This is a genomic window from Kineosporia succinea (genome assembly GCF_030811555.1).
Classification (GTDB): domain Bacteria; phylum Actinomycetota; class Actinomycetes; order Actinomycetales; family Kineosporiaceae; genus Kineosporia; species Kineosporia succinea.
Genome location: NZ_JAUSQZ010000001.1, coordinates 59401 through 86090 on the forward strand (window position 1 = coordinate 59401; position 26690 = coordinate 86090).

General features: G+C 70.2%; 22 protein-coding genes and 1 pseudogene. 4 read left to right on the forward strand and 19 right to left on the reverse strand.

What is annotated here, in order from left to right; all coding sequences use genetic code 11:
* Positions 1–23: 23 nt before the first annotated feature.
* The 17 genes from J2S57_RS00305 to aspS form a co-directional block, all read right to left on the reverse strand.
* Positions 24–1700: a hypothetical protein gene (locus J2S57_RS00305; RefSeq protein WP_307236624.1), complete on the reverse strand. Its 1677-nt coding sequence runs from the start codon at positions 1698–1700 to the stop codon at positions 24–26.
* A gap of 10 nt (positions 1701–1710) precedes the next feature.
* Positions 1711–2361 (reverse strand): hypothetical protein, encoded by a 651-nt coding sequence (locus J2S57_RS00310; protein WP_307236628.1) that lies wholly within the window; start codon positions 2359–2361, stop codon positions 1711–1713.
* A gap of 2 nt (positions 2362–2363) precedes the next feature.
* Positions 2364–3614 carry a type IV pilus modification PilV family protein gene (locus J2S57_RS00315; protein ID WP_370882423.1) on the reverse strand — a complete coding sequence of 417 codons (1251 nt, stop codon included), beginning with the start codon at positions 3612–3614 and terminating at the stop codon, positions 2364–2366.
* 99 nt (positions 3615–3713) lie between these two features.
* On the reverse strand, positions 3714–4202 hold the full coding sequence (locus J2S57_RS00320; RefSeq protein WP_307236634.1) for a type II secretion system protein: 489 nt from the start codon (positions 4200–4202) through the stop codon (positions 3714–3716).
* A gap of 156 nt (positions 4203–4358) precedes the next feature.
* A complete protein-coding gene (locus tag J2S57_RS00325; protein WP_307236637.1) occupies positions 4359–5588 on the reverse strand; it encodes a type II secretion system F family protein in 1230 nt (409 codons plus the stop codon).
* An 11-nt stretch (positions 5589–5599) separates the two neighbouring features.
* Positions 5600–7300: a type IV pilus twitching motility protein PilT gene (locus tag J2S57_RS00330; protein WP_307236639.1), complete on the reverse strand. Its 1701-nt coding sequence runs from the start codon at positions 7298–7300 to the stop codon at positions 5600–5602.
* Positions 7301–7459: 159 nt separating this feature from the next.
* The gene (locus J2S57_RS00335; protein WP_307236642.1) at positions 7460–8308 is read right to left on the reverse strand and encodes a shikimate dehydrogenase; all 849 of its coding nucleotides are present in this window, start codon (positions 8306–8308) and stop codon (positions 7460–7462) included.
* 1 nt (position 8309) lies between these two features.
* Entirely contained in the window at positions 8310–9449 is a 1140-nt protein-coding gene (gene mltG / locus J2S57_RS00340) for an endolytic transglycosylase MltG (protein WP_307236645.1), read from the reverse strand.
* 13 nt (positions 9450–9462) lie between these two features.
* The gene (gene ruvX, locus J2S57_RS00345) at positions 9463–9954 is read right to left on the reverse strand and encodes a Holliday junction resolvase RuvX (protein WP_307236648.1); all 492 of its coding nucleotides are present in this window, start codon (positions 9952–9954) and stop codon (positions 9463–9465) included.
* A gap of 21 nt (positions 9955–9975) precedes the next feature.
* The gene (gene alaS / locus J2S57_RS00350) at positions 9976–12642 is read right to left on the reverse strand and encodes an alanine--tRNA ligase (protein ID WP_307236651.1); all 2667 of its coding nucleotides are present in this window, start codon (positions 12640–12642) and stop codon (positions 9976–9978) included.
* Between the two features lie 96 nt (positions 12643–12738).
* Entirely contained in the window at positions 12739–13044 is a 306-nt protein-coding gene (locus tag J2S57_RS00355; protein WP_307236654.1) for a DUF6167 family protein, read from the reverse strand.
* A gap of 7 nt (positions 13045–13051) precedes the next feature.
* Positions 13052–13411 (reverse strand): DUF948 domain-containing protein, encoded by a 360-nt coding sequence (locus J2S57_RS00360; RefSeq protein ID WP_370882537.1) that lies wholly within the window; start codon positions 13409–13411, stop codon positions 13052–13054.
* 151 nt (positions 13412–13562) lie between these two features.
* A complete protein-coding gene (locus tag J2S57_RS00365; RefSeq protein ID WP_307236659.1) occupies positions 13563–14975 on the reverse strand; it encodes a replication-associated recombination protein A in 1413 nt (470 codons plus the stop codon).
* 70 nt (positions 14976–15045) lie between these two features.
* Positions 15046–15273, reverse strand: a complete 228-nt coding sequence (locus J2S57_RS00370) for a hypothetical protein (RefSeq protein ID WP_307236662.1) — start codon at positions 15271–15273, stop codon at positions 15046–15048.
* A 422-nt stretch (positions 15274–15695) separates the two neighbouring features.
* Positions 15696–15971 carry a hypothetical protein gene (locus J2S57_RS00375; protein WP_307236665.1) on the reverse strand — a complete coding sequence of 92 codons (276 nt, stop codon included), beginning with the start codon at positions 15969–15971 and terminating at the stop codon, positions 15696–15698.
* 100 nt (positions 15972–16071) lie between these two features.
* Positions 16072–16377, reverse strand: coding sequence for a hypothetical protein (locus tag J2S57_RS00380; protein WP_307236668.1), 306 nt, complete (start codon positions 16375–16377; stop codon positions 16072–16074).
* A gap of 195 nt (positions 16378–16572) precedes the next feature.
* Complete coding sequence (aspS, locus tag J2S57_RS00385; protein WP_307236670.1) at positions 16573–18381, reverse strand: aspartate--tRNA ligase; 1809 nt, start codon at positions 18379–18381, stop codon at positions 16573–16575.
* Between the two features lie 248 nt (positions 18382–18629).
* Between aspS and J2S57_RS00390 the strand changes: the two are divergent.
* Positions 18630–19688 (forward strand): annotated as a pseudogene (locus J2S57_RS00390) (Rv2578c family radical SAM protein); the annotation flags it as partial.
* A gap of 325 nt (positions 19689–20013) precedes the next feature.
* Here J2S57_RS00390 and J2S57_RS00395 read toward each other — a convergent pair.
* Positions 20014–20712 (reverse strand): MBL fold metallo-hydrolase, encoded by a 699-nt coding sequence (locus tag J2S57_RS00395; protein ID WP_307236675.1) that lies wholly within the window; start codon positions 20710–20712, stop codon positions 20014–20016.
* Positions 20713–20903: 191 nt separating this feature from the next.
* Here J2S57_RS00395 and J2S57_RS00400 point away from each other — a divergent pair, with 191 nt between their 5' ends.
* From J2S57_RS00400 to J2S57_RS00410, 3 genes are all read left to right on the forward strand, one after another.
* The gene (locus tag J2S57_RS00400) at positions 20904–21761 is read left to right on the forward strand and encodes a peptidylprolyl isomerase (RefSeq protein ID WP_307236678.1); all 858 of its coding nucleotides are present in this window, start codon (positions 20904–20906) and stop codon (positions 21759–21761) included.
* 94 nt (positions 21762–21855) lie between these two features.
* The gene (locus J2S57_RS00405) at positions 21856–23106 is read left to right on the forward strand and encodes a DUF349 domain-containing protein (protein ID WP_307236681.1); all 1251 of its coding nucleotides are present in this window, start codon (positions 21856–21858) and stop codon (positions 23104–23106) included.
* Between the two features lie 94 nt (positions 23107–23200).
* Positions 23201–23800: a type IV toxin-antitoxin system AbiEi family antitoxin gene (locus tag J2S57_RS00410; RefSeq protein WP_307236684.1), complete on the forward strand. Its 600-nt coding sequence runs from the start codon at positions 23201–23203 to the stop codon at positions 23798–23800.
* A gap of 360 nt (positions 23801–24160) precedes the next feature.
* On the opposite strand, the gene J2S57_RS00415 is transcribed toward J2S57_RS00410, so the two are convergent.
* The gene (locus tag J2S57_RS00415) at positions 24161–26617 is read right to left on the reverse strand and encodes a RelA/SpoT family protein (protein WP_442358342.1); all 2457 of its coding nucleotides are present in this window, start codon (positions 26615–26617) and stop codon (positions 24161–24163) included.
* Positions 26618–26690 lie beyond the last annotated feature (73 nt).

Sequence of the window (26690 nt, forward strand, 5' to 3'; positions counted from 1 at the left end):
GAACCTTGAGCCCGGCGCGCAGGTCAGCCGTCGGTCATGCGCAGCACCTGGAACGGGGCGTTGTCGGCGTTGAGAAAGTACGGGGGCTGCGAGTACGCCACCCGCTGGTCGTAGACGTAGTTCTTGCCGTACCCCCGTGACACCCCGTTGTAGGTGCCACCGACCGGCCCGCGGAACTTCTGCGCCATCGCCCCGGTGATGTTGAGGTCGCTCAGCTGGGTTCCGGAGAACCAGTTCTGCACCACGATGCTGTGCCGCAGGGCCAGCATCGCGGCCCGCACGGTGCTGACCGGCGCGGTGCTGTAGAGGTTGGCGTTGACGTTGCCGCTCTTGACCGGGTGCCAGATCCAGATGCAGTTGCCAGCGATCAGCCCGATGACGTTGGTCCCGGCGACCGAGTCGGGCTGGAGGTCGCCGACCACCACGACGTCGTCCGCGGCCGAGATCGTCACCGGGGTGGACGACGTGCCGGAGATGTACACCGAACCCCGCGAGCAGTGGTAGTTCACGCTGGCGTCGTCACCGCCCTGGGCCCCGGTCCAGGCGACGGCGTTGGCCCCCTTGGACGAGCTGTACCACTCACCGCTCGCCGGGTAGCCGACCGCCCCGAGCGTGCATGACGAGGCGGTGGGGTCGACGTGGATGACGGGAGGGATCGCGACCGTCTGCTCCACCTTCGGGTTGGCCCGGTTGTAGCAGCTCGACGGGATGTCCGAGCGGGTGGTGGACGGGCTCAGCACCTTCATCGTCGTGCCCTGCAGGATGATTCGCGTGGCCCCGGTGTAGTAGCAGCCGGGTCCCACCGCGCCGTCGCCGTCCACGTCCGGGTTCACGTACTTCAGCAGGTCGTTGTTGCTCGTGGGCAGGGTGACCGACTTGGCGTACTTCGGCGTGTACCCCGGCAGCGTCCCCTTGGCCTGGGTGCCGTACCAGGTCTTGTCGTTCGAGGTCAGACCCTGGATGGCCGGCCACGAGCTCTCGGTCTTGACGTTGGTGAAGTTCACCGCGCCGCTGACCCCCGTCAGGGTGTTGATCTGGAGCGCGTCGTTGGAGTGCAGCGGCCCGTTGACGGTGTCGCGGCCGGTCCACTGGATACCCGAGCAGCTGCTCGGCCGGGCGGGGGTCGTGTCCGTCTTGTAGTAGTAGTACGCGCACGACTTGTCGCCGCCCAGGTCCGGGTCGGTCACCTCGATGTCGCTGAGGTACACATAGTTGAGCAGCCCGGCCCGCTTGAGCTCGGCCGTCACCGTGCGGGTGACCACCCCGGCGTTGCCGAACATCCCGCTGGCCCCGGTCACCCGCAACCGGATGATGCCGGTCCGGGCGGTCTCCGCGTCGGTGCTGCGCACCGAGTACGTGAACCGGGCCGCGGTCGACGCCGCCCCGCCCGTGCCCTGCACCGGCTGGCCCGCACTGGTGAACGCCGCGTTCGTGCTGTCCCCGGTATCGCCCTTGGCCCAGTAGTTGTCGTCGGTGTTGAGACGGGAGATGTACTCGTCCACCCCGGCGAGGGCCGCCTGCTCGGCGGACTTCGCGTCCTGGTCACGCCGCGAGGGGTTCATGCCGTTCAGCGCGTACGCCAGCGCGGTGAGAAGGAACAGGCTCAGCACGGCGATCGTCATGATGACCGCGACCAGAGCGAAACCGCGCTCGGACCAGGCCTTCTCACCGGGGAGGGAGGGACGTCGGGGGCGTCTCATCGGATCCTTCTCAGCCGTTGCTGTCGGGGTTGTTGTCGTCGGCCACCAGGTTGGTCAGCGTCACCCGGCCGACGAGCTGCACGCTCTTCACCTTCGGCCGCGCGGGGTCGCGGACCTCGACCGAGATCCCGATGCTGCGCACCAGATTCGGGTCGGTGACGGTCGCCGTGCCGGACCCGGTCGGGTAGTAGGTGAACGTGGGCGCGACGCTCGTGCGGGCCAGGCAGGTCGAGACCAGCCCGCTGCTGGGCCAGGTCACGTTCCCCGCCGCGTCCACCGACGCCGGCCAGGTCTTCTGCCGGATGCAGTTGCCCTCGAAGAGGTACTGGACCTTGGTGGGCTGCGGCATCTGCGTCACCGCCGAGCCCGTGCGGTTGAGCAACGCGTAGAAGGTGATCGCGTTGGCCTGGTTCTGCTCGATCGCGCTCTGCTTGTCCGGCTTGTAGACGACCCGGACCGACCGGGTCATGGCCTCCATCGCGATCCGCGCGTCCGCGGTGGCCGAGGTCTTCACCTGCAGCGCTCCCACGCCCTGCAGCGTGCCGTTGAACACCACGCCGATGGCGATCATCAGGACCGAGGCGACACCGACGGCCACGACCAGCTCGGCCAGGCTGAGACCCGCGTCCCGCTGATTCCGGTCGCACTCCTGGGGACCCATCGTCAGGTCACCACGTTGACGGTCAGGGTGGCCGTGCGGGCGGCACTGCCCACCGTGGCCTTGCTGGCCAGGACGCCGGAGGGGACGGAGACGTTGTAGGTGCCGTAAGGCAGCAGGATCGTGCTGCCGCTGGTCATTCTGTAGGAGTTGCCGGAGCAGTCGCCCGAGGTGAGGGTGACGGTCCGCGCACTGGCCGCCTGCCCGGTGAGCACCGAGCGCACGTTCACGGTCACGGCCCCCAGCGGGATCGCCAGAGCGGCGTCGTCGGTGGCCGGGAGACGGTTGTCGATGGCCGCCTGGGAGGCGTCCGTCGTCGTGCACTGCCCCGCCGTCACCGTCTGCACCTCGGGGAAGAGGTTGCGGATCTGGCCGGGGAAACCGCTCAGGCACAGCGAGCTCCCGGTGCAGGAGCCCAGCTTCGTGGTGGTCATCAGGGTGTTGCCGACCTGGATCGGAACCCCGCTCGGGACCACGTAGGCGCTCACCCCGTCCGGCACCCCCGCGGTGAGGTTCACCGTCCGCGAGGTGTCGTAGAGCAGCTCGCCCTTGGTCAGCTGACCAGCTGCGACGCTGTAGGGGTTGCTGGTCGCGGACTGGGTGCCGGCTATGCCCACGTACCCGGCCTGGTTGACCGAGACCGAGTAGGCCTTGCTGTCCAGCGTCGCGAAGAGCACGCAGCCGTCGGCACCGGTGACCTGGGTCTTGCCGGTCCCGACCAGGGTCACCGTGACCCCGGGGACCCCGAGCCCGGTCGACCCCTTCACCAGCACCGAGAGCGCGCCCTTGGTGCCGTCGTTCGGCCCGAACCCGACCGAGCGCAGCAGGTCACCGGTGACGGGCTTGACCAGGCCCATGTTGTCCCAGCTCACCGACACCCGGACGAGCTTGTAGGCCAGGGCCCCGCTGGTGCCCGTGCAGGCGCTGGAGGTGGCGCCCGAGGTCAGGTAGCTGGCGTTCTGGGTGATCGTGTAGGTGACGGAGCCGACGGTCTGGACGGTCGTCGAGGGGTCGTCCGGGATCTGCTGCGGCGTCTGGGAGCGCGCCTTCTCCAGCTGCTGGCTGACCAGGTTGGCCGCCGTCGTGCGGCGCAGGTTGTCGCCCGCGACCGCGCCGGTCTGCATGAAGACGCCGAGTACGGCCGTCACGCCGATGGCGAAGACCGCCATCGCGACGACGACCTCGAGCAGCGACATCCCGCTGTCGCGAGCGTGTTCCCGCCGCGGACACGCGTCCGCGCAAGCCCATCCAGCCATTTCTCCGCCAACTCTTCACAGCCCGCGTACAACCACGTGGTGCTACAGCGGAGGGCCGGCCGGACCCGGCCGGCCGGCCCTCGTGTTCAGGAGTTCAGATCACGGCGCCGAGGCCGAGGCGCAGACGCCCTGCTCGAGGCCGTTCTGCGCGGAGAACTTGTAGGTCTGGGCATCGCCGTTCGGGTTCTTCACACCGACGCACCACTGACCGGAGTCCGTGCCGAGAACCAGGCCCGTGCCCGGAGCGGCAGTGGCGGCGGCGGCCGTACCGACACCCCACAGAACGACGCCGTTGCTGACCTTGCCGACGTCGATCGCCGAGCCACCGGCCGGGGTGATCACGTAGCGGCTGCTCACGATGTTCACCGTGGGCGCCACCGTGCCGTCGACGAAGTACGTCGCCAGCGCCTTACCGATGGACGAGGCGTCCGACTTCGCCGCGCTGTCCTGGGCCTTCTTGCGCTGCGACAGGAAGACCGGGATCGCGATGGCGGCCAGGATGCCAATGATGATCATGACGACCAGGAGCTCGATCAGGGTGAAGCCCTGGTCCTTCTCCTTCATCGACTTACGGATGCGAGCGAGCATCGAGTGCTCCTTCTGATCTGACTAAAGCGGCTGGGTTGAGCGCGCCGCCTGGCCGGGGCGACCTGGCGCGACTCGATGACAATCGTGATATCGGCCGACCTGAGCGGCACTTGAGGATTCCGAAACCGAAACCTACTGCCGCGTACCGGTCCTACCTCACGTGATCAGGTTGAAGACGGAGAAGATGGGCATGTAGAGGGCGATGATCATGCCGCCGATGAGCGACCCCAGCACGGCGATCATCAACGGCTCGATGATGCTCGTCAGGGCCTCGGTGGTGGCCTCGACCTCTTGGTCGTAGAACTCGGAGATCTTGTGCAGCATGCTGTCCATGGCTCCGGTGTCCTCACCGACGGCCAGCATCTGCACCACCATGGGTGGGAACACCTTGTGCTCGGCCAGGGGGGCAGCCAGCGGTTTTCCCTGCTGGACGCTCTCCCCCACTGCCTTGGCCGCGTCCCTCAGCACCACGTTGCCGGCCGCCTCACCCACGATCTCGAGGCTGCGCAGGATCGGCACACCGGCGTGCAGCATGGTTCCCAGATTTCGCGAGAACCGGCTGATCGCGACCTTTCTGAAGAGGTCACCGAAGATGGGCACCTTGAGCTTCAGCGGGTCCACGACCCGGCGCACACCCTCCTTGTGCTTGTTCCGGTTCCAGATCACCGAACCGGGAACGGCGAGCACCACGATGATCGGCGCCGCGACCTTCATCGCCGCCGACAGGAACACCAGCGCCCGGGTGGGAGCCGGCAGCGTGCCACCCAGACTCGCGAACATGTTCGTGAACACCGGCACGATGAACAGCAGCATGCCCACCACCGCGAGGATGGCCATGATGAAAACCACCACGGGGTAGGTCATCGCCGACTTGATCTTCGCCCGCAGCTTGACCTCGGACTCCATGTTCGCCGCGATCTGCAGCAGCACCGCGTCGAGGAAACCGCCGACCTCACCGGCCCGGCACATGTTGATCATCAGCGGTGGGAAGACCTTGGTGTGCTTGGCCATTGCCGCCGAGAGCGACGAACCCCCCTCGACGTCCGACCTGACCTCGTTGAGAGTCTTGGCCAGGGGCTTGCTCTCGGTCTGCTCGGCCAGGATGCTCAGGGCCTTCAGCAGCGACAGGCCGGAGTCGATCATCGTCGCGAACTGGCGGCTCATGATCGCCAGGTCCTTGAGATCGACCTTGTTGCTGCCCGGCATCTTGATCTCGACGTTCAGGCCGGTGTTGGCCTGCTTCACGTCGAGCGGCGCGTAACCCTGCTGCCGGAGCCGCTGGATCAGCACGTCCTCGCTGGGGGCCTCGAGCTTGCCCTTGACGAGCTTGCCCTGACGGTCCCGGTACTTGTACTCGTACGTCTTCGCCGCGGTCGCCGTCGCCATCGTCCGCCTCCTCAGCCGCGCCCGGTCAGGCGCTGGAAGTCGTCGGCGTGGTGCGCCTTCTCGAGCGCCTGGTCGTACTGCACCCGGCCGGCCCGCACCATGTCGGCCAGACACTGGTCCATCGTCTGCATGCCCTGCTGGGCCCCGGCCTGCATCGCCGAGTAGATCTGGTGGGTCTTGCCCTCACGGATCAGGTTCCGGATGGCACCGGTCGCGAACATCACCTCGGTGGCCGCCGCGCGGCCCTTGCCGTCGGCCGATCGCACCAGGGTCTGGCAGACCACGCCCTGCAGCGCACCGGCCAGCTGCACCCGGACCTGCTGCTGCTGCTCGGGCGGGAACACGTCGATGATGCGGTCGACCGTCTGCGCGGCGTCCTGCGTGTGCAGCGTGCCGAACACCAGGTGACCGGTCTCGGCCGCGGTCAGCGCCACCGAGATCGTCTCCAGGTCACGGAGCTCACCGACCAGGATGATGTCCGGGTCCTGGCGCAGCACGTGCTTGAGCGCGCTGCCGAACGAGTGCGTGTCCTCGCCCACCTCACGCTGGTTGACCAGGCAGTTCTTGTTCGGGTGGAGGAACTCGATGGGGTCTTCCACGGTCATGATGTGGTCGTGCCGGGTGCGGTTGGCCAGGTCGATCAGCGCCGCCAGCGTCGTCGACTTTCCCGAGCCGGTCGGGCCGGTCACCAGCACCATGCCGCGGGGCAGGCCGGCGAACGTCGCGACCTTCGGGTTGATGCTCAGCTGCTCGAGAGTCTTGATCTCGTAAGGGATCACCCGCATCACGGCGCCCATCGACTCACGCTGCCGGTACACGTTCACCCGGAACCGCGAGGCGCCGGGCACCGCGTAGGCGAAGTCGAGCTCGAGGTTCTCCTCGAAACGTTCCCGCTGCTTCTGGGTGAGGATCGCGTAGACCGTCGACTGGATCGCGTGGTTGTTCAGCGGCGGGTGGTCGGGCACCGGGGCGAGGTGGCCGCGGATACGCACCAGCGGCGGGGCGCCGTTCGACAGGTGCAGGTCGGAGCCGCCCTGCTGCACCAGGAACGCCAGCACGGCGTGCAGGTCGAAGCCGGTCGGCTCGATCGGTGAGGCTTGAGGACGTTGCTGCTGGGGCGGCTGCGGAGCCGTCGCCGGCGGCTGTGGCTGGCTGGGCACCCGACCCGGCTGGACGCCGGGCTGTACGTTCGGCTGGGGTGCCTGCTGCGGCACCTGACCGGGTGCGGCCTGGTGCCGTCCGGGGGCCGGTGCGGGCATGAGACCGGGCTGGGCCAGCGGCATCAGACCCGGCTGTCCCCCGGCCGGCTGCGCGACCGGACGGGCCGGCGGCTGGGGCTGCTGCTGCGGCGGAACCAGGCCCGGGGTCACGTTCTGGCCGGGCTGGGCCGCACGGACCGGCTGCTGGAGGCCCGGGTGAACGCCGGGCTGAGCACCCGGCTGAGCCGCCTGTGCGTAGGTCGGGTGCGAGTAGGCGGGCGGCGCCACCGTGTGTGCCCCCGGCTGGGCGGCCGGCTGCAGTCCAGGGTGCAGTACCGGGTGTGCTCCGGGGTGTGCTCCGGGGTGCCCGGACGGCTGGGCTCCCGGCTGGTGGCCGGCCGGCGCCGGGTGCGACCGCGGCTGCGGGGCAGCGGCCTGCCCCGGGGCGGGAGCGGTGGGAGCGGGAGCCGCCGGCCTTTCGGGTCCGGGCTGCCCGGGATAGCTGTTGTCCACCGGATCCTCCTTGGCACCGTGCCGGGGCGATCCGCGGTCACGGCCGGTGGCACACGTGCGAACCACCGGTCCGTAGGGATTTCGGCCGATGAGGTGGTTCGCTTGAGCGGAGGATCAACGCAGCGCGACGACGCGCCGCAGGAGGGAGTAGCGCCGGGTTCAGCGCGAGGCCAGGGCCTTCTCCCCGGCGACCCGCATGTCCTCGACCGGCGCGCTGCGGCCGGTCATCAGCCGGACCTGCTCGGCGGCCTGGTGCAGGAGCATCTCGAAGCCGCCCACCGCGGCACCCCCGGCCGAGCTCCACCACTGCGCGGCCTGCGTCGGCCACGGGTGGTACGACACGTCGAGCAGGGAACCCGCCGGAGGCCCGGCCACCGACTCCCGCAACCCGCCCGCCCAGGTGCCCGCCGCGTCCCCCGGCAACGTGACGATGACCGCGTCGGCCGACAGCACCGCCGCGTGGTCGTCGAGCGGTGCCACCCGCGCGGCCACCCCGAGCTTCTCGGCCACCTCGAGCGGCAGCCCGGCCCTCGCGGCGGTGCGCGCCTGCACGATCACGTGCTCGCAGCCCATCTCGGCCAGCGCCGCCACGGCCGACGCCGCAGTCGCCCCGGCCCCGACGACACAGCCCACGGGCGCCTTCGACAGCCCGGTCGACCGCAGCGCCTGGACGATGCCGTGCACATCGGTGTTGGCACCCACCGGTGCCCCCTCGGAAGTCCAGGTCACCGTGTTCACCGCGCCCACCACGTCCGCCGTCGGAGTGACCGAGGCCAGCAACGGGATGACGACGCGCTTCAGCGGCATGGTGAGCGAGAGCCCGGCCCATTCGGGCCCGAGCCCGGCGAACCAGGCCGGGAACCCGGCCTCGTCCATCTCGACCGCCGTGTACGCCCACCCGGTCAGGCCGAGCGACTCGTAGGCCGCACCGTGCAGCACAGGCGAGAGCGAGTGACCGATGGGGCTGCCGAGCACCGCGGCCCGGCGGCCCCCCTCCGACGTCCTCACATCAGCGATCCGGATTGGCGCGCAGCCAGGCCCGGAACTCCTCGACGTACCGGTTGTGCTCCGTGACGTTGTTCGCGAACTTCGTCTCACCGGTGGTGGGGTTGGTGGTGACGAAGAACAGCCACTGGCCGGGCGTCGGCTTCAGGGCCGCCTCGAGCGCCGCGTGACCCGGGTTGCTGATCGGCCCGGCCGGCAGACCCGCGTACTTGTACGTGTTGTACGGGCTCGTGCTGGCCCGGTCGTCCGACGTGGTGGTCACGTTGAACTTGCCGGTGGCGTAGCTGACCGTGGAGTCGAGCTGCAGCTTCATGCCGTCGTCGAGCCGGTTCGAGAGCACCCGGGACACCTTGCCCATGTACTTCTCGTTGCCCGCCTCGGCCTCGATGATGCTGGCCTTGATCACGGTCTCGCGCAGTTCCCGGGGCGCGATGCCGAGCTCGTCGTAGGTGTGGTTGCCCCGCGCGACCATTTCCTTGAGCACCTCGGTGGCCGTCACGCCGGGCCCGAAGTCGTAGGTCGCCGGGTAGAGGAAGCCCTCGAGGTTGCCCTTGGCGGCCGACGGCAGCCCGATCTTGCCGGACTTCGCGGCGTCGGACAGGTCGCTGCGCTTCAGGTCGAGCGCCTTGGCGATCTTGTTGAGCGCGTCGGAGACCCGGGTGCCCTCGGGGATGGTGACGGTGCTGGTGATCCGGTTCTCGGGATCCGCCAGCACGTCGAGTGCGGCGGCGCCGGACATCTTCTTCTTCAGCGAGTAGGTGCCGGGCTGGATACCGGCCGCGCGCGAGTCCTTCTTGGTCGCGTCCACGAACGCCACGGCGGTCTTGGTGACCCCGGCATCGGTCAGCACCGAGGCGATGACCCGGCCGGACGCGCCCTCGGGAATCGTCACGTCGACCTTGCCCTCGCCCTCGCCCGCGTAGTCCTTCGGCTCGGTCAGCCGGGCGACGACCGGCGACAGCGCCAGGTACGCGCCGTACACCCCTCCGCCGGCGATGAGCAGCGACAGCGCCAGGACGGTCCAGGTGCGGCGCCGACGGCTCTTGCGGCGCTTGCGCTTCTGCCGGTCAGCCCGGCGACGGCTCGGTGGTGGCCCGGAGAAACCACCAGGGAGCACGTCATGCAGCGACGACACATCGCTCACGCCGCAGCCTCGCTCACGTCAGTGCCTCTCCATGGCCAGGACCCGGTCCATCCGGGTCCGATTCCAGAACGACCGGGGACCCCGGAGGGCGCCCGGACGAACGTTCCGCGTCCAGCGCCGACTGCAGGATCACCACAGCCGCCGCCTGGTCGACGACCGGGCGGCGTTTGCGTCCTTTCACACCAGCTTCGCGAAGCCGCTGATGCGCGGTCACGGTACTGAGCCGCTCGTCGACGAGGCGCACCGGGACCGGGGCCACACGACGGGCGACTTCGACAGAGTACGCGCGCGCGAGCGCCGCCGCTGCCCCCTCATTGCCCGAAAGTGAACGAGGGAGGCCGACGATTACCTCACACACCGCTAATTCGGTGACCAACCGTGAGATCCGGTCATAGTGCGTATTGCTGCCCTCGACGACCTGAACCGTCTCCAGCGGGGTCGCGAGGAACCCGGCGGCGTCCGAGCGGGCCAGGCCCACCCGGACGCTGCCGACGTCAACGCCCATCCGGACGCCTTGCCGCACGGGTTACGCCGATCGCTCGGCGACGACGGCCTGGATGCGCGCGAGCGCCTCACCGATCTTGGACGCGTCGGTGCCACCACCCTGGGCCACGTCGTCCTTGCCGCCGCCACCGCCGCCGAGCACCTTGGCGGCCTCGCGCACCAGCTCGCCGGCCTTGACGCCACGGGCGCGGGCCTCCTCGTTGGTCGCGATGACGACCACCGGGCGGTCCTTGGCGACCGCGGCGACCGCGACCACCCCGGCCCGGCTGTTCGCGATCCGGCCACGCACGTCGAGCGCGAGCGCCCGGGCGTCGGCCGGGTCGACCGGACCCGCGTCGTGCGTGACCACGGCGACGCCGTTGACGTCGGCCGCGCTGTCGACCAGCGAACCGGCCGCGTTGAGAAGCGCCTGGCGACGGCCCTTCTCGAGCTCCTTCTCGGCCTCGCGCAGGCGGGCGACGAGCGAGCTGACCCGCTCCGGCAGCTCCTCCGGGCGCACCTTGAGCGCCTCGGTGAGCTGGCTGACCAGGGCCCGCTCGCGGCCCAGGAAGCGCAGGGCGTCCAGGCCGACGTAGGCCTCGACCCGGCGGGTGCCGGAACCGATCGACGACTCGCCGATCAGCGTGATCGCCCCGATCTGCGAGCTGTGCTCGACGTGCGTGCCACCGCACAGCTCCCGCGACCAGGCGCCGCCCATCTCGACGACGCGGACCTCCTCGTCGTAGGTCTCGCCGAACAGCGCCAGCGCGCCGAGCTCACGGGCCTTGGAGATCGGCATGTAGGTCGCCGACACCGGGTAGTCGTAGCGCAGGGCCAGGTTCGCGACCTGCTCCAGCTCCTCCTTCACCGCGGACTCCAGGGCGGAGGTCCAGGCGAAGTCGAGCCGCAGGTAGCCGGGCCGGTTGTAGGAACCGCTCTGCAGCGCCGTCGGGCCGAGCACCTGGCGCAGCGCCGCGTGCACCACGTGGGTGCCGGAGTGCGCCTGGCAGGCGGACAGCCGCCATTCCCGGTCGACGCTCGCGAAAACGTCCGAGCCGGAACGGATCGTGCCCTCGGTGACCTCGACCGTGTGCACGATCAGGCCCTTGACCGGGCGCTGCACGTCGAGCACCCGCAGGCGCGCGCCGTCGGCGGTGATCTCGCCCTCGTCGGCGATCTGGCCACCGGACTCGGCGTAGAACGGGGTGCGCTCCAGCACGATCTGGATGGTCTGGCCCTTGTCGGCCGCCTCCACGCGCTGACCGTCGACGACCAGGCCACGCACGGTGGAGTCGGTCGACAGCTCGCGGTAGCCGGTGAACTCGGTGATGCCGGGCTCGCGCAGCTCGCGGTAGACCGAGGTGTCGGCGTGGCCGACCTTCTTCGCCTTCGCGTCGGCCTTCGCGCGGTTGCGCTGCTCGGCCATCAGCCGGCGGAACCCGTCGTGGTCGACGGTCAGGCCCTGCTCGCCCGCCATCTCCAGGGTCAGGTCGATCGGGAAGCCGTAGGTGTCGTGCAGCTGGAACGCGCGCTCACCGGACAGCGTGCTCTCGCCCGCCTGCTTGGCGCTGGCCACCGCCGTGTCGAGGATCGTCGTGCCCGAGCTGAGCGTGCGGGTGAACGCCTGCTCCTCGGCCTGCGCGATCTGGCTGATGCGCGCGAAGTTCTCCTCGAGCTCCGGGTACGACTGCGCCATCCGGTTCTTCGACACGGTGAGCAGGTCGACGAGCGAGGAGTCCTGCACGCCGAGCAGCCGCACCGAGCGGGTCACGCGGCGCAGCAGACGGCGCAGCACGTAGCCGCGCGCCTCGTTGGACGGGGTCACGCCGTCGCCGATGAGCATCAGGCCGGAGCGCACGTGGTCGGCGATGACGCGCATGCGCACGTCGTCCTGGTGGTTCGCGCCGTAGCGCTTGCCGGTGATCTCCTCGACGCGGGAGATGACGGGGTAGACCTCGTCGATCTCGTAGAGGTTGTCGACACCCTGCAGCAGGCTGGCCATGCGCTCGAGGCCCATGCCGGTGTCGATGTTCTTCGACGGAAGCGGGGCCTCGACGTCGAAGTCGATCTTGGTGCGGACCTCGCTCAGCATCTCCTGCATGAAGACGAGGTTCCAGATCTCGAGGTAGCGGTCCTCGTCGGCCTCCGGACCACCCTCGCGCCCGTACTGCGGGCCGCGGTCGAAGTAGATCTCGCTGCAGGGACCGCCCGGGCCGGGAACGCCCATGTGCCAGTAGTTGTCGGCCAGACCACGCTGCACGATGCGCTCGTCGGGCAGTTCCGCGATGCGCTTCCAGAGCTGCCGCGACTCCTCGTCGCCCTGCAGCACGGTGACCCAGAGGCGGGACTCGTCGAGCCCGTAGCCGCCGTCTTCCTGGGGCCGGGTGATCAGCTCCCAGGCCAGCTCGATCGCCTTCTCCTTGAAGTAGTCACCGAAGGAGAAGTTGCCGTTCATCTGGAAGAACGTGCCGTGGCGGCTGGTCTTGCCGACCTCGTCGATGTCGAGGGTACGGATGCACTTCTGCACACTGGTGGCGCGCTCGAACGGCGGCGTCTCCTGACCCAGCATGTAGGGCTTGAACGGGACCATGCCGGCGTTGACGAACAGCAGGGTGGGGTCGTCGTACAGCAGCGGAGCACTCGGCACGACCGTGTGCCCACGAGTCGAGAAGTACCGCAGCCAGCGGCGGCGGATCTCTGCCGTCTCCATGGATCTGACCTTTCGCGTCACAGGTGTTTGTCGGTTACAGCCGTCCGTCCACCGTGCCTCAGGGGCACGGTGGACGGCCAGGCATTTACCGTGGGATCAGTAGTAGCGGGTGTCCCTGGAGGGGTCCTCGTAGGCGCCCGGTCCGGTGGGGTCCTGCATCAGCGATTGTGCGGTCTGCGGGTCCATCGTCCCGGCGTCGACACCCAGTGCGACCCGCAACTCCTGCTCCCGTTCGGCCATTCCCTCTCGGATCACCGCGGCCATCTCGCGCAGGCCGTCACCGACCGAGGCGAGCGAGTTGCTCATCCCGGCCGGTGTGTACTGCTCGACGGTCTTGGAGAACTTGCGGACGACGTACACGCCCGCTCCCGCTCCGACCGCGATCCAGAAGAGCCTCGCCATTACCGCGTCACCTCTTCCGCGACTTGCGTCCGCTGATCGCCTGGCGCACGCCGTAGCTGAACGCCGCGACCTTGACCACCGGCGACCCGAGAGTGGCGGCGAAGAGAGCCGTCAGCGCCGAGACGTTGGTCGACACCTGGGCCACGTTGTTCGTGATGGTGTCGACCTTGCCGAGCTGTGCGTTGGTCGACGCCACCGTGGTGGTGACCTCCGACAGCAGAGGGAGGGCACCGTCCGAGAGGCCACGCACGGTGACCCGGGCCTCGTCCAGCACCTTTCCCAGCTTGATCAGGGGGTACGCGAGCGCGCCGACGAGGAGGACGAAGGCTACGGCCGCGATGAGCCCGGCGATACCGCCCACCGACATGATGTTCCCTTTCATCGCGCGCTGCGGTTGACGAGTCCCGGCCGGTCAAGACACCGGAAACCGGTGACATCCCTGCCGGAACGGGGTTGACCCTATCGCGGACCGGAGGTATCGCCGTGCGGAGTAGGGCTCTCGCCGTTCCCGGGCGCCGTCAGCGGCGTTTGAGGCCGCCCCGCAGCACGGCGCGCAGGCGGGACAGGCGCTCGGCCATGCCGCGCTCGGCGCCGCGGTCGGTGGGCACGTAGTACTCGCGCCCGGCCAGGTCGTCGGGCAGGTACTGCTGCGAGACCACGCCGTGCGGGTGGTCGTGGGCGTACTTGTAACCCCGCCCGTGGCCGAGCTTCTTGGCCCCGGTGTAGTGCGCGTCGCGCAGGTCGGCGGGCACCGGCCCGCCCAGGCCGGCCCGCACGTCCTGCATCGCCGCGTTCAGGGCCATGTACGAGGCGTTCGACTTCGGCGCCATGGCCAGGTGGACGGTGGCCTGGGCCAGGATGATCCGGCCCTCCGGCATGCCGATCATCTGCACCGCCTGGGCCGCCGCGACCGCCACCTGCAGGGCGGTCGGGTCGGCCATCGCGATCTCCTCGGAGGCCGCGATCATCAGCCGCCGGGCGATGAACTTGGGGTCCTCCCCCGCCTCCACCATGCGCGCCAGGTAGTGCAGGGCCGCGTCGACGTCCGACCCGCGGATGCTCTTGATCAGGGCGCTGGTGATGTCGTAGTGCTGGTCACCCTCGCGGTCGTAGCGCACCATCGCCTTGTCGACGGCCTGCTCGACGTCCTCGCTGGTGATCTCCGTCTGGTCCTTGCTGAGGGCGCTGCCGGCGGCGGCCTCGAGGCTGGTCAGGGCCCTCCGGGCGTCACCGGCGCTCAGGCGCACCAGGTCCTGGGTCGCCCCGTCGGTGAGCGTCACCGTGCCGTTCAGGCCCCGCTCGTCCGCGACCGCACGCTGCAGCAGTCTCGCGATGTCCTCGTCGTCGAGCTGGCGCAGCGTCAGCAGCAGCGAGCGCGACAGCAACGGCGAGATGACGCTGAACGAGGGGTTCTCGGTGGTCGCCGCCACCAGGATCACCCAGCGGTTCTCCACGCCGGGCAGCAGGCCGTCCTGCTGGGACTTGGTGAAGCGGTGGATCTCGTCGAGGAACAGCACGGTGCGGGTCTCGGACTTGTCCCGCAGCTCACGCGCCTCCTCCATCACCCGGCGCACGTCCTTGACCCCGGCGGTGACCGCCGAGAGCTCGACGAACCGGCGTCCGCCGGTGTTAGAGACGACGTGGGCGAGTGTCGTCTTCCCGGCTCCCGGGGGGCCCCAGAGAATGACGGACGCGGGTCCGGCCAGTCCGTCGGCCCCCTCGGCGAGGCGGCGCAGCGGGGACCCCGGGCCGAGCAGGTGCTCCTGACCGACGAGTTCGTCGAGGGCGCGCGGGCGCATCCGCACCGCGAGGGGTGGGCGGTCACCACTGCCGGCGTGCCCGAGACTGCCCGGGCGTACGGGGTTCAGGGCGGACGGGGGGCCCACGGTGTCGTTGTCGGAGTCGTTGTCGTCGGAGAACAGGTCGGCCATCAGGACTGCAGATTATCCGGCGCCGGGTGATGCTCCGCGCCCAGTCGGCCGGTGCGGGGCGGAACGGACCTCAGGCCGCGCCGTTGGCGCCGTCGTTGCTGTCGTTGCCGTTGCTGTCGTTGCTGTCGGGCTTGCCTGTTCTGCCGAACACCAGCTCGGCCCCCATGAACGCGGCCACCGCGACGAGACCGATCACCAGCCCGGGCACGATCCCGTTGCCGAGCAGCAGGTTCACGCCGACGACGATCACGAAGAAGACGACCGCGGGGATCGCCAGCCTCAGCAGCCGAGCGCTCACGATCTCGGCCCGGCGGGGTCAGAGTTGCTCACGTGTCCCATGGCGCCATTTTAGAGGCCCGTTCCGGGGACAGATCAGGTACGGACGCGGTGCGCACCTCGGTCACCCCGCTCACCGTCCGCGCGGGTTGCGTCACGACGGACGCCGCCGCCGGTTTCGCCCTGTCGGCCCGTCGCTCTCGTCGGCCAGGCAGTCGCGTCGGCCGGGCACTCACTTCAGCCACTCGCTCACGCCGGTCAGGCACTTCGCTTCGGCCAGACACTCGCGCCGTCAGTCACTCGCGTCGGCCAGTCACTCACGCCGGTCAGGCACTTCGCTTCGGCCAGACACCCACGCCGTCAGTCACTCGCGCCGGCCGGGCGCTCACTTCGGCCAGGCACCCACGCCGTCAGGCACACGCGCCGGCCAGGCATACGCGTCGGTCAGTCACCGCCACCGCCGCCGTCACCACCACCGCTGTCGCCGCCGTCGCCCCAGCCACCGGAGTCCCCGGAATTGCCGTAGTCACCGCCACCGCCACCGTCCGCATAGCCCGGACGCCGCCGCCGCGAAGGTGCCAGCAACAGAGCCAGGAACATCACGGCCAGACCGACGGCCGCTCCCACCACCGGATTCGCGGTTAGGCTGAGTGCCACCACCCCGGCGATCATCCCGAGGATCAGGGCCCTGCGCTTACGACCCCGTCGTCTGCGTGCCATCGTCCGCCCCTCCCGTGCCGTCCGTGTCGTTCAGGCGCTGCGAGACCGTTCAGGCCCTGCGAGACCGTTCGGATCCTGCGGGCCGTTCAGGTCGGATCGCTCAGAACCGGCTGCCGGCCTCGTCGGCGGGCTGATTCATCGACGACATGGCCACGAAGACCATCGACACCAGCAGACCCACGCCCAGCGCACCGAGGGCGCTGCTGCCCAGCAGGAAGCAGATCCCCGCCGCCGGAAGACCCAGGAGCCGGGTGCCGGGCGCCGCGCCGGAAGCCGGGCCGGAAGCAGCCCGGGAGGTCGCGCCGGGTCGTGCTTCCGGCCGAACCCCCGACCGGGAGCCGGACAGGGCCGCACGCGTCGTGCGGGGGCGGGCGCTGGTGCTGGTGCCGCGTCGTGCGTTGGCCATCCCTGGCTCCTCTCGATCCTCCGGCCGGTGGGCCGGACCGCCGGCATTCCGTTGCCGACGTAGATAGAGATGCTGGCGGACTCCGGAATGTTCGGCATTTCGGCGACAAATTTCCGAATCTTTTCGGGGCAAAACGACGAACCCCCGGCCGCAGCGGCCGGGGGTTCGTGGTGCGAAGAGCGGTGCGAAGGTCGATCAGCCCTGCTGGGCCTCGGCCTTCTCGCCCTTCTCGGCGTCGGTCTTGGGCTTCGGCGGCACGTAGTCCACACCGGCCTCCTTGCGCTGAGCCGGGGTGATCGGGGCCGGCGCGGCCGTCAGCGGGTCGTAACCGCCGCCGCTCTTCGGGAACGCGATGACCTCACGCAGCGAGTCGGCACCCGACAGCAGCATGACGATGCGGTCCCACCCGAAGGCGATGCCGCCGTGCGGCGGTGCGCCGAACTTGAAGGCGTCGAGCAGGAAGCCGAACTTCTCCTGGGCGTCGTCGTCGCTGAGGCCCATCATGGTGAAGACGCGCTCCTGCACGGCCCGCTGGTGGATACGGATCGACCCACCACCGATCTCGTTGCCGTTGCAGACGATGTCGTAGGCGTAGGCCAGGGCGTTGCCCGGGTCGGACTCGAACTTGTCGATCCACTCCGGCTTCGGCGAGGTGAAGGCGTGGTGCACCGCCGTCCACGCACCCGAGCCGACCGCCACGTCACCACTGGCGACGGCCGCGGAAGCGGGCTCGAACAGCGGGGCGTCGACGATCCAGACGAACTCCCAGCGGCTCTCGTCGATCAGGCCGCAGCGCTTGCCGATCTCCAGACGGGCGGCGCCGAGCAGGGCCCGGGCCTCGGAGGTGACGCCGGCGCCGAAGAAGACGCAGTCACCCGGCTTCGCGCCGACGGCCTCGGCCAGGCCGGCGCGCTCGGCCTCGGAGATGTTCTTGGCGACGGGACCGGAGAGCTCGCCGTCTTCACCGATCAGCACGTAGGCCAGGCCGCGGGCGCCCCGCTGCTTGGCCCACTCCTGCCAGGCGTCGAGCTGACGGCGCGGCTGGGAGCCACCGCCGGGCATGACCACCGCACCGACGTACTCGTTCTGGAACACCCGGAACGGCGTGGCCGCGAAGTACTTCGTCATGTCGACGAGCTCGTTGCCGAAGCGCAGGTCGGGCTTGTCGGAGCCGTACTTCGCCATCGCGTCGGCGTAGGTCATGCGCGGGATCGGCGTGGTGATCTCGTGGCCGATGAGCTTCCACAGCGCCTTGACGATGGACTCGCCGATCTCGATCACGTCGTCCTGCTCGACGAACGACATCTCGATGTCGAGCTGGGTGAACTCCGGCTGACGGTCGGCCCGGAAGTCCTCGTCGCGGTAGCAGCGGGCGATCTGGAAGTAGCGCTCCATGCCGCCGACCATGAGCAGCTGCTTGAACAGCTGCGGGCTCTGCGGAAGGGCGTACCAGGAGCCGGGCTTCAGGCGCGCGGGCACCACGAAGTCACGGGCGCCCTCGGGCGTGGACCGGGTGAGGGTCGGCGTCTCGATCTCGACGAAGTCACGGTCGAGCAGCACGTTGCGCGCGGCCTGGTTGACCTTGCTGCGCAGCCGGATGGCCGCGGCCGGGCCGCTGCGGCGCAGGTCGAGGTAGCGGTACTTGAGCCGCGTCTCCTCGCCGACCTCGATGTGGTCGTCGAGCTGGAACGGCAGCGGGGCGGACTCGTTGAGCACCTCCACCTCACTCGCGATGACCTCGATCGCGCCGGTGGCGAGGGCGGGGTTCTCGTTGCCCTCGGGACGCGGCGAGACCTCGCCGGTGATGCGGAGGCAGTACTCGGAGCGCAGGCCGTGGGCCACCTGCTCGTCGCGCACGACCACCTGGGCGACGCCGGAGGCATCGCGCAGGTCGACGAACGCCACCCCGCCGTGATCCCGGCGGGAGGCGACCCATCCGGTGAGGATGACGGTTTCGCCGACGTGACCGGGTCGCAGGGACCCGGCCTGATGGGTGCGCAGCACGGTGTGGCCTCTCGAAGTCTTTGTCTCATGGCTGACGGGACGCAGGCGATTCTACGGACGTGCACCGACAGGTTCACGCGGGTTCTTCCGTGCGTCGCGGGCCGGTGTCCGCGGGACCCTCTCGGGTCGCGGCGTCCGGCGTCCCAGGTGACACTCCGTGGTGGCAACGCAAAGGTCCCGCCGCGGCGTCCACACCCGAGACCCGCAGGTGCTTGCACTGTGTTCGAACACGTGTTCGAATGAAGCTCATGCGCTGGGATTCACAGCGGGTCAGCGGTGACGCCCCCGGGCCGTTCGGAGGGTCCGGCCCGGTGGCGGCACCTGCTCTGCCGGGGCTCGACGCCCCGGCACTGCGCGGGTTGCTGCGCACCGTCACCACACCCGAGTTCGCGGGCATGACCTTCCACGAGGTGATGTCCCGCAGCGCCCTCAACCGGGTGCCGGGCGACTCCCCGATGCCCTTCCGCTGGACGGTCAATCCGTACCGCGGGTGCAGTCACGCCTGCGTCTACTGTTTCGCCCGCGGCACCCACTCCTACCTGGAGCTCGACACCGGCACCGGCTTCGACAGCGAGATCGTGGTCAAGGTCAACCTGGTCGAGGTGCTGCGGCGCGAGCTGACCCGCCCGGGCTGGGGCCGCGAGCACGTGGCGCTGGGCACCAACACCGATCCCTACCAGCGCGCCGAGGGCCGTTACCGGCTCATGCCCGGGGTGATCCGGGCGCTGGCCGACTCCGGCACCCCGTTCTCGATCCTCACCAAGGGCGGGCTGCTGCGGCGCGATCTGCCACTGCTGCAAGAGGTCTCGGCCGACGTGCCGGTCGGGCTGGGCATGTCCATCGCGATCTGGCACGAGTCACTGCACCGCAGTCTCGAGCCCGGCACGCCGAGTCCCAGGGCCCGTCTCGAGGTGGTGCGGGCTGCCCGCGACGCCGGCCTGCCCTGCGGCGTGTTCCTGGCCCCGGTGCTGCCCTGGCTCACCGACTCCGACGAGCACCTCGACGAGGCGATCGGGCGGCTGGCCCGGGCCGGGGCCACGGGCGTCACGGTGGTTCCCCTGCACCTGAGGCCGGGTGCGCGCGAGTGGTTCTTCGGCTGGCTGCAGCGCGAGCACCCGAAACTCGTGCGCCGCTACCGGGAGCTGTACGGCAAGGGCGCCTACGCGTCCCCCGACTACCGCCGCTGGCTCGCCGGGCGGGTGCAGCCACTGCTGCGCCGCCACGGCATCACCGGCGCCGAAACCGGCACGCCACCCGAAGCAGCACCCGACACAGCACCCGACGCGACCCCCGGGACGGCGCCCGCAACGACACCCGGCGCGTTCCCCGACCGGGCCCCGGCGGAACGGCGGGGCGAGGGCCACGATCTGGGCAGCATCCGCACCCGGCAACGCCGCGCGGACATCGAGGGAGCCCTGGAGGGCGGTCAGCCCGGCGGCGGGATCCGCCGCATCGGCCGCCCGGCGGGCGCGACACCATCCTCCGGCCGGGGTGAGCGACCACCCGGGGAGCGGTCCCGGGGCGCCGGGGCGGCCGGCATCCCCGGTGACCCGGAGAGCCGTTTTCCCGCCGGGAGCATGCCCGACGCGCGCGAGGATCCCGCGCGGGAACAGCTCCGTTTGCTGTGACCGCCTACATCACCGCCCGCAGGAACGGGTTGTCGCGCCGTTCCCGCCCGATCGTGGTCGGGGAGCCGTGGCCGGGCAGCACCAGCGTGGAGTCGTCGAGGGGCAGAACCCGTTCCCGCAGCGAGCGGTTCATCGCCTCGGAGTCGCCACCGGGCAGGTCGGTGCGCCCGATCGACCCGGCGAACAGCACGTCACCGCTGAGCAGGGTGCTGGTCAGGCCCGCCTCGGAGGCCATGCCCTCGGGCAGGGCGTCGAGCGCGAACATCACCGAGCCCTCGGTGTGGCCGGGGGCGTGCACCACGGCCAGGTCCAGCCCGGCCGCCGCGAGACGCTCCCCGTCCGCGACGGTGCGCACGTCGTCCGGTTCCTTCCAGCCCGTGCTGCCGAACTGCTGGCGCAGCATGGCGCCGAAGTCCTCGGGCAGCGACCCGAGAGGGTCCTTCAGCCGGTAGCGGTCGTCTTCGTGCACCGTCAGCGCGACCCCGTGGGCGCCGCAGACCGGAGTCACCGAGAACACGTGGTCGACGTGACCGTGGGTCACCACGACGGCGGCGGGCTTGAGACGGTGCTCGGTCAGCACCTCGGCGAGCTGGTCCACCACGGCGACACCGGGATCCACGATGACGCACTCCTCCCCCGCGGCCGGGGCGAGGACGTAGCAGTTGGTGCCGAACACCTCTGAGGGGAACCCGAGAACCAGCATTCCCCGAGACTAGGGCAGGCTGGACCCGGGGCGATCAGGCTCCCCACCGGGGTCGGCACGAGCCACCGTCCGCCGCTCGGCACGTCGTTGCTGCTCACTACGGCGAACACACAGCTCGTACCCCCTAGACTGCGTAACGGGTGACCCGCCGACAGTGGTCCGCGGGGCGAAAACGGCATGGAGGGCAGCACGTGACCCCGAAGAATCGGGAGCGCGCCTACGAGAAGCGTCGTTACGAGGAGTGGCAGGACCGGCTCGCCGCCAAGCGCGCACAGAACCGCAAGGTGCGCCAGCGGCTGGCCGTCGGCGGCGGTTCCGTCGTCGTGGTCCTGGTGATCGCCGCGGCGTTCCTCCTGGCGAACCAGGGCAAGGACGACGACGAGGCGAGCACCTCGGCGGCGAGCACCCCCGCGGCGAGTGCGAGCTCGGCGGTGAGCGACGCCAAGTCCACGTGCCCCACGGTCGACGTGACCGCTCCGGAGAGCCCGAAGCAGTACGACAAGGTGCCGGCGAAGTCCGGCGCCGAGGGCCGGACCTGGACGGTCGACGTCAAGACCACCTGCGGCGACATCACGATCAGCCTCGACGGCAAGGCGGCCCCGCAGGCCGTGGCCTCGATGGTGCAGCTGGCGAAGGACGGGTTCTACGACGGCACCCCGTGCCACCGTCTGACCACCGCCGAGCGGTTCGAGGTGCTGCAGTGCGGCGACCCGACCGGTACCGGCACGGGCGGCCCGGGCTACACCTACGGCCCGATCGAGAACGCGCCGAGCAAGAAGTCCGGGGCCACGTCCCGTACCTACGAAGAGGGCACCGTGGCGATGGCCCGGGCCGGTGGTGACGCCGAGAGCATGGGCAGCCAGTTCTTCCTGGTCTACGGGGACACCGACATCCCGGACGACGACGTCGGCGGCTACACGGTGCTCGGCAAGATCACCAAGGGCCTGGACGTGGTCAAGAAGGTCGCCGAGGGTGGCGTCAGCGACGGCTCCCAGGACGGCACGCCGGTCTCGGCCGTGTCGATCGAGTCGACCAAGGTGTCCGGGTGACGCGGGGCGCAGGGCATCACAGCACGTACGGGGCTGGCAAGGCACACGGGGTTGACGGGGTTGACATGGGTGGCAAAGCAGAAGGCGTGAGATCGTGACCGGACAAGAGTGGGGCCGCGCGGACGAGGACGGCACCGTCTGGGTGCGGACGCCCGACGGGGAACGCAAGGTCGGCCAGTACCCGGGTGTCACCCAGGACGAGGCCCTGGCCTACTTCGTGCGCAAGTACGAGGACCTGGCCGCGCAGGTGAGTCTGCTCGAGCAGCGGGTGAAGGCCGGTCAGGTCTCCCCCGGGGACTCCGAGACCACCATCAAGCGGCTCGAGCCCTCGATCCGCGACGCGAACGCCGTCGGTGACCTCGACGGGCTGCTCACCCGGCTGACGGCGCTCGCGCCGGCCGTGGAGCACCTGCGCGAGGAGAACCAGAAGGCCAAGCAGGAGGCCCGGGCGGCGATCATCGCCGAGCGCACCGTGCTGGTGGAGGAGGCGGAGACGCTGGCCGGGGCCGACCCGCAGCGCATCCCCTGGAAGACCTCCGGCGACCGGCTGCGGGAGCTCTTCGACGAGTGGCGCCGCCTGCAGAAGGAGTCGCGCCTCGACAAGCACACGGAAGACGAGCTGTGGAAGCGGTTCAGCCACGCCCGCACCTCGTTCGACCGTAAGCGCCGGCACTACTTCGGTGCGCTCGACGAGGAGCGGCACTCGGCGAAGGCGGCCAAGGAGCAGCTCATCGCCGAGGCCGAGTCGCTGAGCCGGTCCACCGACTGGGGTGCGACGGCCTCCGCCTACCGCGACCTGATGACCCGCTGGAAGACGGCCGGCCGGGCCTCGAAGAAGGACGACGACGCGCTGTGGGCCCGGTTCCGCGCCGCGCAGGACGCCTTCTTCAGCGCCCGTCAGGACGCGAACTCCGCGCTCGACGAGGAGTTCGCGGGCAACCTCGAGGTGAAGGAGCGTCTCGCCGACGAGGCCGAGGCGCTCCTCCCGGTCAAGGACCTGAACGCCGCCAAGGCCGCCCTGCGCGACCTCCAGGTGCGCTGGGACGAGGCCGGCAAGGTGCCGCGCAACGACATGCAGCGCATCGAGGGCCGTCTGCGCCGGGTCGAGCAGGCCGTGCGTGACGCCGAGCAGGACAAGTGGAAGCGCAGCAACCCGGAGGCGCGGGCCCGCGCCAACGACATGGTGACGCAGCTCGAGCGCACCATCGCCGACGCCGAGGCCGATCTGGCCAAGGCCCAGGCGTCCGGGAACGCCCGCAAGATCAAGGAACTCGAGGCGTCCCTGGTGTCCCGCCGCGCCTGGCTCGAGCAGGCCCAGCAGGCTCAGAACGAGTTCACCGACTGACAGGGGCTTTCCACAGGTCGGCAGGACAGCACCGGTTTCCACAGGTGCTGTCCTGCCGACTGCTTCGGGGGACGCGAAGAGGCACCTTTGAGGGGTGACGACGACGGACGACGCCTCTCTTCTCATCCTCGCCCGCGGGCTCGAGCGCGCTGAGCTTCTGCGTGACGGGCTGGCCCGCGAGATCCTGCCCGGGGTGCTGGTCGCCGCCGACGTCGCGGTGACACCGGCGGTGCGGGCCCGGGCGGTGCGCATGAAACTCGGCGACCGCGAGATCGACGCGGGCCGCGGCCGGTCGCTCGGTTTCGGCACGGCGGCCTGGCTGCACACCGGGCTGTGTCCCCGCTCGTGTGCGGCCGCAGGTGCACCCACCCCGCCGTTGCCCGAGCGGCTCGACCTGATCATCGGCCGCAACCGGCGTTCCCCGCGTATCCCGGGGGTCCGGGCCCGGCAGGTCGACGTCCCGCCCGAGCACCTGCACACCGTCGAGGGTGTGCCGGTCACCCGTCCGCACCGCACCGCGGCCGACGTGGCCCGCGACCTGCCGCGGGCCGAGGCCCTCCCCCAGTTGCGTCTGCTGCAGGAGTTCTACGACGTGCATCCGCCGCAGGTGCTCGACCTGCTCGGCCAGATGCCCTACGCGCGCGGCGCGGCCCAGGCCCGGGCCGTGATCGGGGCCTGGGGCGAGATGGCCTGACCCGCAGCGGGTCCCGGCGCCGGCGAGAGGTTCCCGCGGGCCCGCCTCACGACCGGCCGCACAGCTCCGCAAGCCCTCGTCAGGGCTTGCGTGGCTCGCCTCGGGTGCCCTCGTTCAGCTCCCGTGCCCTCATGAGAGCCCTCGCCCGGCCACCTGTCCCCTTCTCGGGGAGCCTTCGTTCAGCCCTCGTGAGCGCAGAGGCGCAGACGACTACCACGTCCACCATCGGCCCCGAAACCAACCGCCACCGGCGAGGAACGGCCATCACCTTCACCGAAGGACTCGCCCCGCCCTCGAAGAACCGCCGCCGGCTTCAGGATCCGGCCACCGGCCCCGAAGACCCGCGCCGCCGAACCGAACTCAGTCGATGTCGTCGCCGTCGGCCCGGCGCCCGGTGATGCGGTAGGCGTCGAAAACACCGTCGACCCGCCGCACCGCCGCGATCACGTGCCCCAGGTGCGCCGGGTCGGCCATCTCGAAGGTGAAGCGCGAGATGGCCATGCGCTCACGGGACGTCGTGACGTTGGCCGAGAGGATGTTGACGTGCTCGTCGGACAGCGTGCTGGTGACGTCGGAGAGCAGGCGGTTGCGGTCGAGGGCCTCGACCTGGATCTGCACCAGGAACACGCTGGCCTGGTTCGGCGCCCACTCGACGTCGACGATGCGGTCGGGCTCCTCGCGCAGGCCGCTGACGTTGTTGCAGTCCGTGCGGTGCACGGAGACGCCCGAGCCCCGGGTGACGAACCCGATGATCGGGTCGCCCGGCACCGGTGTGCAGCAACGGGCGAGCTTGACCCAGACGTCTTCGACGTTCTTCACGACCACACCCGGGTCACCCATGCGCGGACGGCGCGGGCGCATCGGGGTGACGGTCTCGGCCAGGTCTTCCTCGGTGCCGGCCTCGCCGCCGGCCGCGTCGACCAGCTTCTGCACCACGTGCGCGGCCGAGATCTGGCCCTCGCCGACAGCCGCGTACAGACCCGAGACGTCTTGGAAACGCAGCTCGGTGGCCAGCGTGATCAGGGCCTCGTGGGTGAGCAGGCGGCGCATCGGCAGGTTCTGCTTGCGCATCGCCTTGGTGATCGCCTCCTTGCCGGACTCGATCGCCTCCTCGCGGCGCTCCTTCGAGAACCACTGGCGGATCTTGTTGCGCGCCCGCGGGCTGTGCACGAAGTTCAGCCAGTCGCGGCTGGGACCCGCAGCATCGGTCTTGGAGGTGAAGACCTCGACCACGTCACCGTTGTCGAGCGGGCTCTCCAGCGGCACCAGGCGACCGTTGACGCGGGCGCCCATACACCGGTGACCCACCTCGGTGTGCACGGCGTAGGCGAAGTCGACCGGGGTGGACTTCGCGGGCAGGGCGACGACATCTCCCTTGGGCGTGAAGACGTACACCTCCTGCGCCTGGATCTCGAACTGCAGCGACTCCAGGAACTCGCCCGGGTCGGTGGTCTCGCGCTGCCAGTCGAGCAGCTGGCGCAGCCAGGTCATGTCGGTGGCGTTGCCGGTGCCGACGCCGTTCGACTCGTCCTTGTACTTCCAGTGCGCGGCGACGCCGTACTCGGCGCGGCGGTGCATGCCGTGGGTGCGGATCTGGATCTCGACCGGCTTGCCCTCGGGACCGATCACCGTGGTGTGCAGCGACTGGTACATGTTGAACTTGGGCATCGCGATGTAGTCCTTGAACCGGCCGGGCACCGGGTTCCAGCGCGCGTGCAGCGCACCGAGGACGGCATAACAGTCGCGCACCGAGTCGACCAGCACCCGGATGCCCACCAGGTCGTAGATGTCGGCGAAGTCGCGGCCCCGCACGATCATCTTCTGGTACACGGAGTAGTAGTGCCTGGGGCGGCCGGACACGACCGCCTTGATCTTGCCCGCCCGCAGGTCGGCCGAGACCTGCTCGCGTACCTGGGCCAGGTAGTCCTCACGGGCCGGGGCGCGCTCGGCCACCAGGCGCACGATCTCGTCGAACACCTTGGGCCAGAGCGTGGCGAAGCTGAGGTCCTCGAGCTCCCACTTGATCGTGTTCATGCCCAGGCGGTGCGCCAGCGGGGCGTAGATCTCGAGGGTCTCGCGGGCCTTCTTCTCGGCCTTGTGGGCGGGCACGTAGCGCCAGGTGCGGGCGTTGTGCAGCCGGTCGGCCAGCTTGATCACCAGCACGCGGATGTCTTTCGACATCGCGACGACCATCTTGCGCACGGTCTCGGCCTGGGCCGCGTCGCCGTACTTGACCTTGTCGAGCTTGGTCACACCGTCGACGAGCATCGCGATCTCGTCGCCGAAGTCGGCGCGCAGCTCCTCGAGGCCGTAGTCGGTGTCCTCGACGGTGTCGTGCAGCAGCGCCGCGGCCAGCGTCGCCGGGGTCATGCCGAGCTCGGCGAGGATCTGCGCGACCGCCACCGGGTGGGTGATGTACGGGTCGCCGCTCTTGCGCTTCTGCCCCGAGTGCGCCTTCTCGGCGACCTGGAAGGCCTTCTCGATGACGCTGACGTCGGCCTTCGGGTGCGCGTTGCGCACGCTGCGCAGCAACGGCTCGAGCAGGGGGCTGTTGGGGTTGCGGGCGGCGGCACCCAGCCGCGCGATGCGCGAGAACACGCGCACCGGCGAGACCAGCGGCTCGGCCACGCGGGGGCGCGGCTCGGGGGCGGCCTTCGGTGCCGTCGTGGAGCGCTTCTCGACGGTGGACGCGCCGGGCTGGCTCACCGGGACCGGTGGCGCTGCGGGCGCGGGGACCGAGGGCGTCTGACGCTGTTCACCGTCGGCCGGTGACTGACCGGGCGAGGCGTTGCCGGCGGGCTTCGCGGAGTCCTTCACAGCCGCCAGCGCCGGGCGATCCTTCCGCCCATCGGGCAGCGCGTCCTGCGCGACCCTCGCTGCGACCTCTTCG

Bases quoted from the DNA above. Each gene is read 5' to 3' on its own strand.
- J2S57_RS00360 (WP_370882537.1), bottom strand. From the start codon at position 13,411: ATGTCGGTGGGCGGTATCGCCGGGCTCATCGCGGCCGTAGCCTTCGTC.
- J2S57_RS00380 (WP_307236668.1), bottom strand. From the start codon at position 16,377: ATGGCCAACGCACGACGCGGCACCAGCACCAGCGCCCGCCCCCGCACG.
- J2S57_RS00325 (WP_307236637.1), bottom strand. From the start codon at position 5,588: ATGGCGACGGCGACCGCGGCGAAGACGTACGAGTACAAGTACCGGGAC.
- J2S57_RS00355 (WP_307236654.1), bottom strand. From the start codon at position 13,044: ATGGCGAGGCTCTTCTGGATCGCGGTCGGAGCGGGAGCGGGCGTGTAC.
- J2S57_RS00315 (WP_370882423.1), bottom strand. From the start codon at position 3,614: ATGGCTGGATGGGCTTGCGCGGACGCGTGTCCGCGGCGGGAACACGCT.
- alaS (WP_307236651.1), bottom strand. From the start codon at position 12,642: ATGGAGACGGCAGAGATCCGCCGCCGCTGGCTGCGGTACTTCTCGACT.
- J2S57_RS00395 (WP_307236675.1), bottom strand. From the start codon at position 20,712: ATGCTGGTTCTCGGGTTCCCCTCAGAGGTGTTCGGCACCAACTGCTAC.
- J2S57_RS00305 (WP_307236624.1), bottom strand. From the start codon at position 1,700: ATGAGACGCCCCCGACGTCCCTCCCTCCCCGGTGAGAAGGCCTGGTCC.
- J2S57_RS00310 (WP_307236628.1), bottom strand. From the start codon at position 2,361: ATGGGTCCCCAGGAGTGCGACCGGAATCAGCGGGACGCGGGTCTCAGC.
- J2S57_RS00320 (WP_307236634.1), bottom strand. From the start codon at position 4,202: ATGCTCGCTCGCATCCGTAAGTCGATGAAGGAGAAGGACCAGGGCTTC.
- J2S57_RS00365 (WP_307236659.1), bottom strand. From the start codon at position 14,975: ATGGCCGACCTGTTCTCCGACGACAACGACTCCGACAACGACACCGTG.
- ruvX (WP_307236648.1), bottom strand. From the start codon at position 9,954: ATGGGCGTTGACGTCGGCAGCGTCCGGGTGGGCCTGGCCCGCTCGGAC.
- J2S57_RS00375 (WP_307236665.1), bottom strand. From the start codon at position 15,971: ATGGCACGCAGACGACGGGGTCGTAAGCGCAGGGCCCTGATCCTCGGG.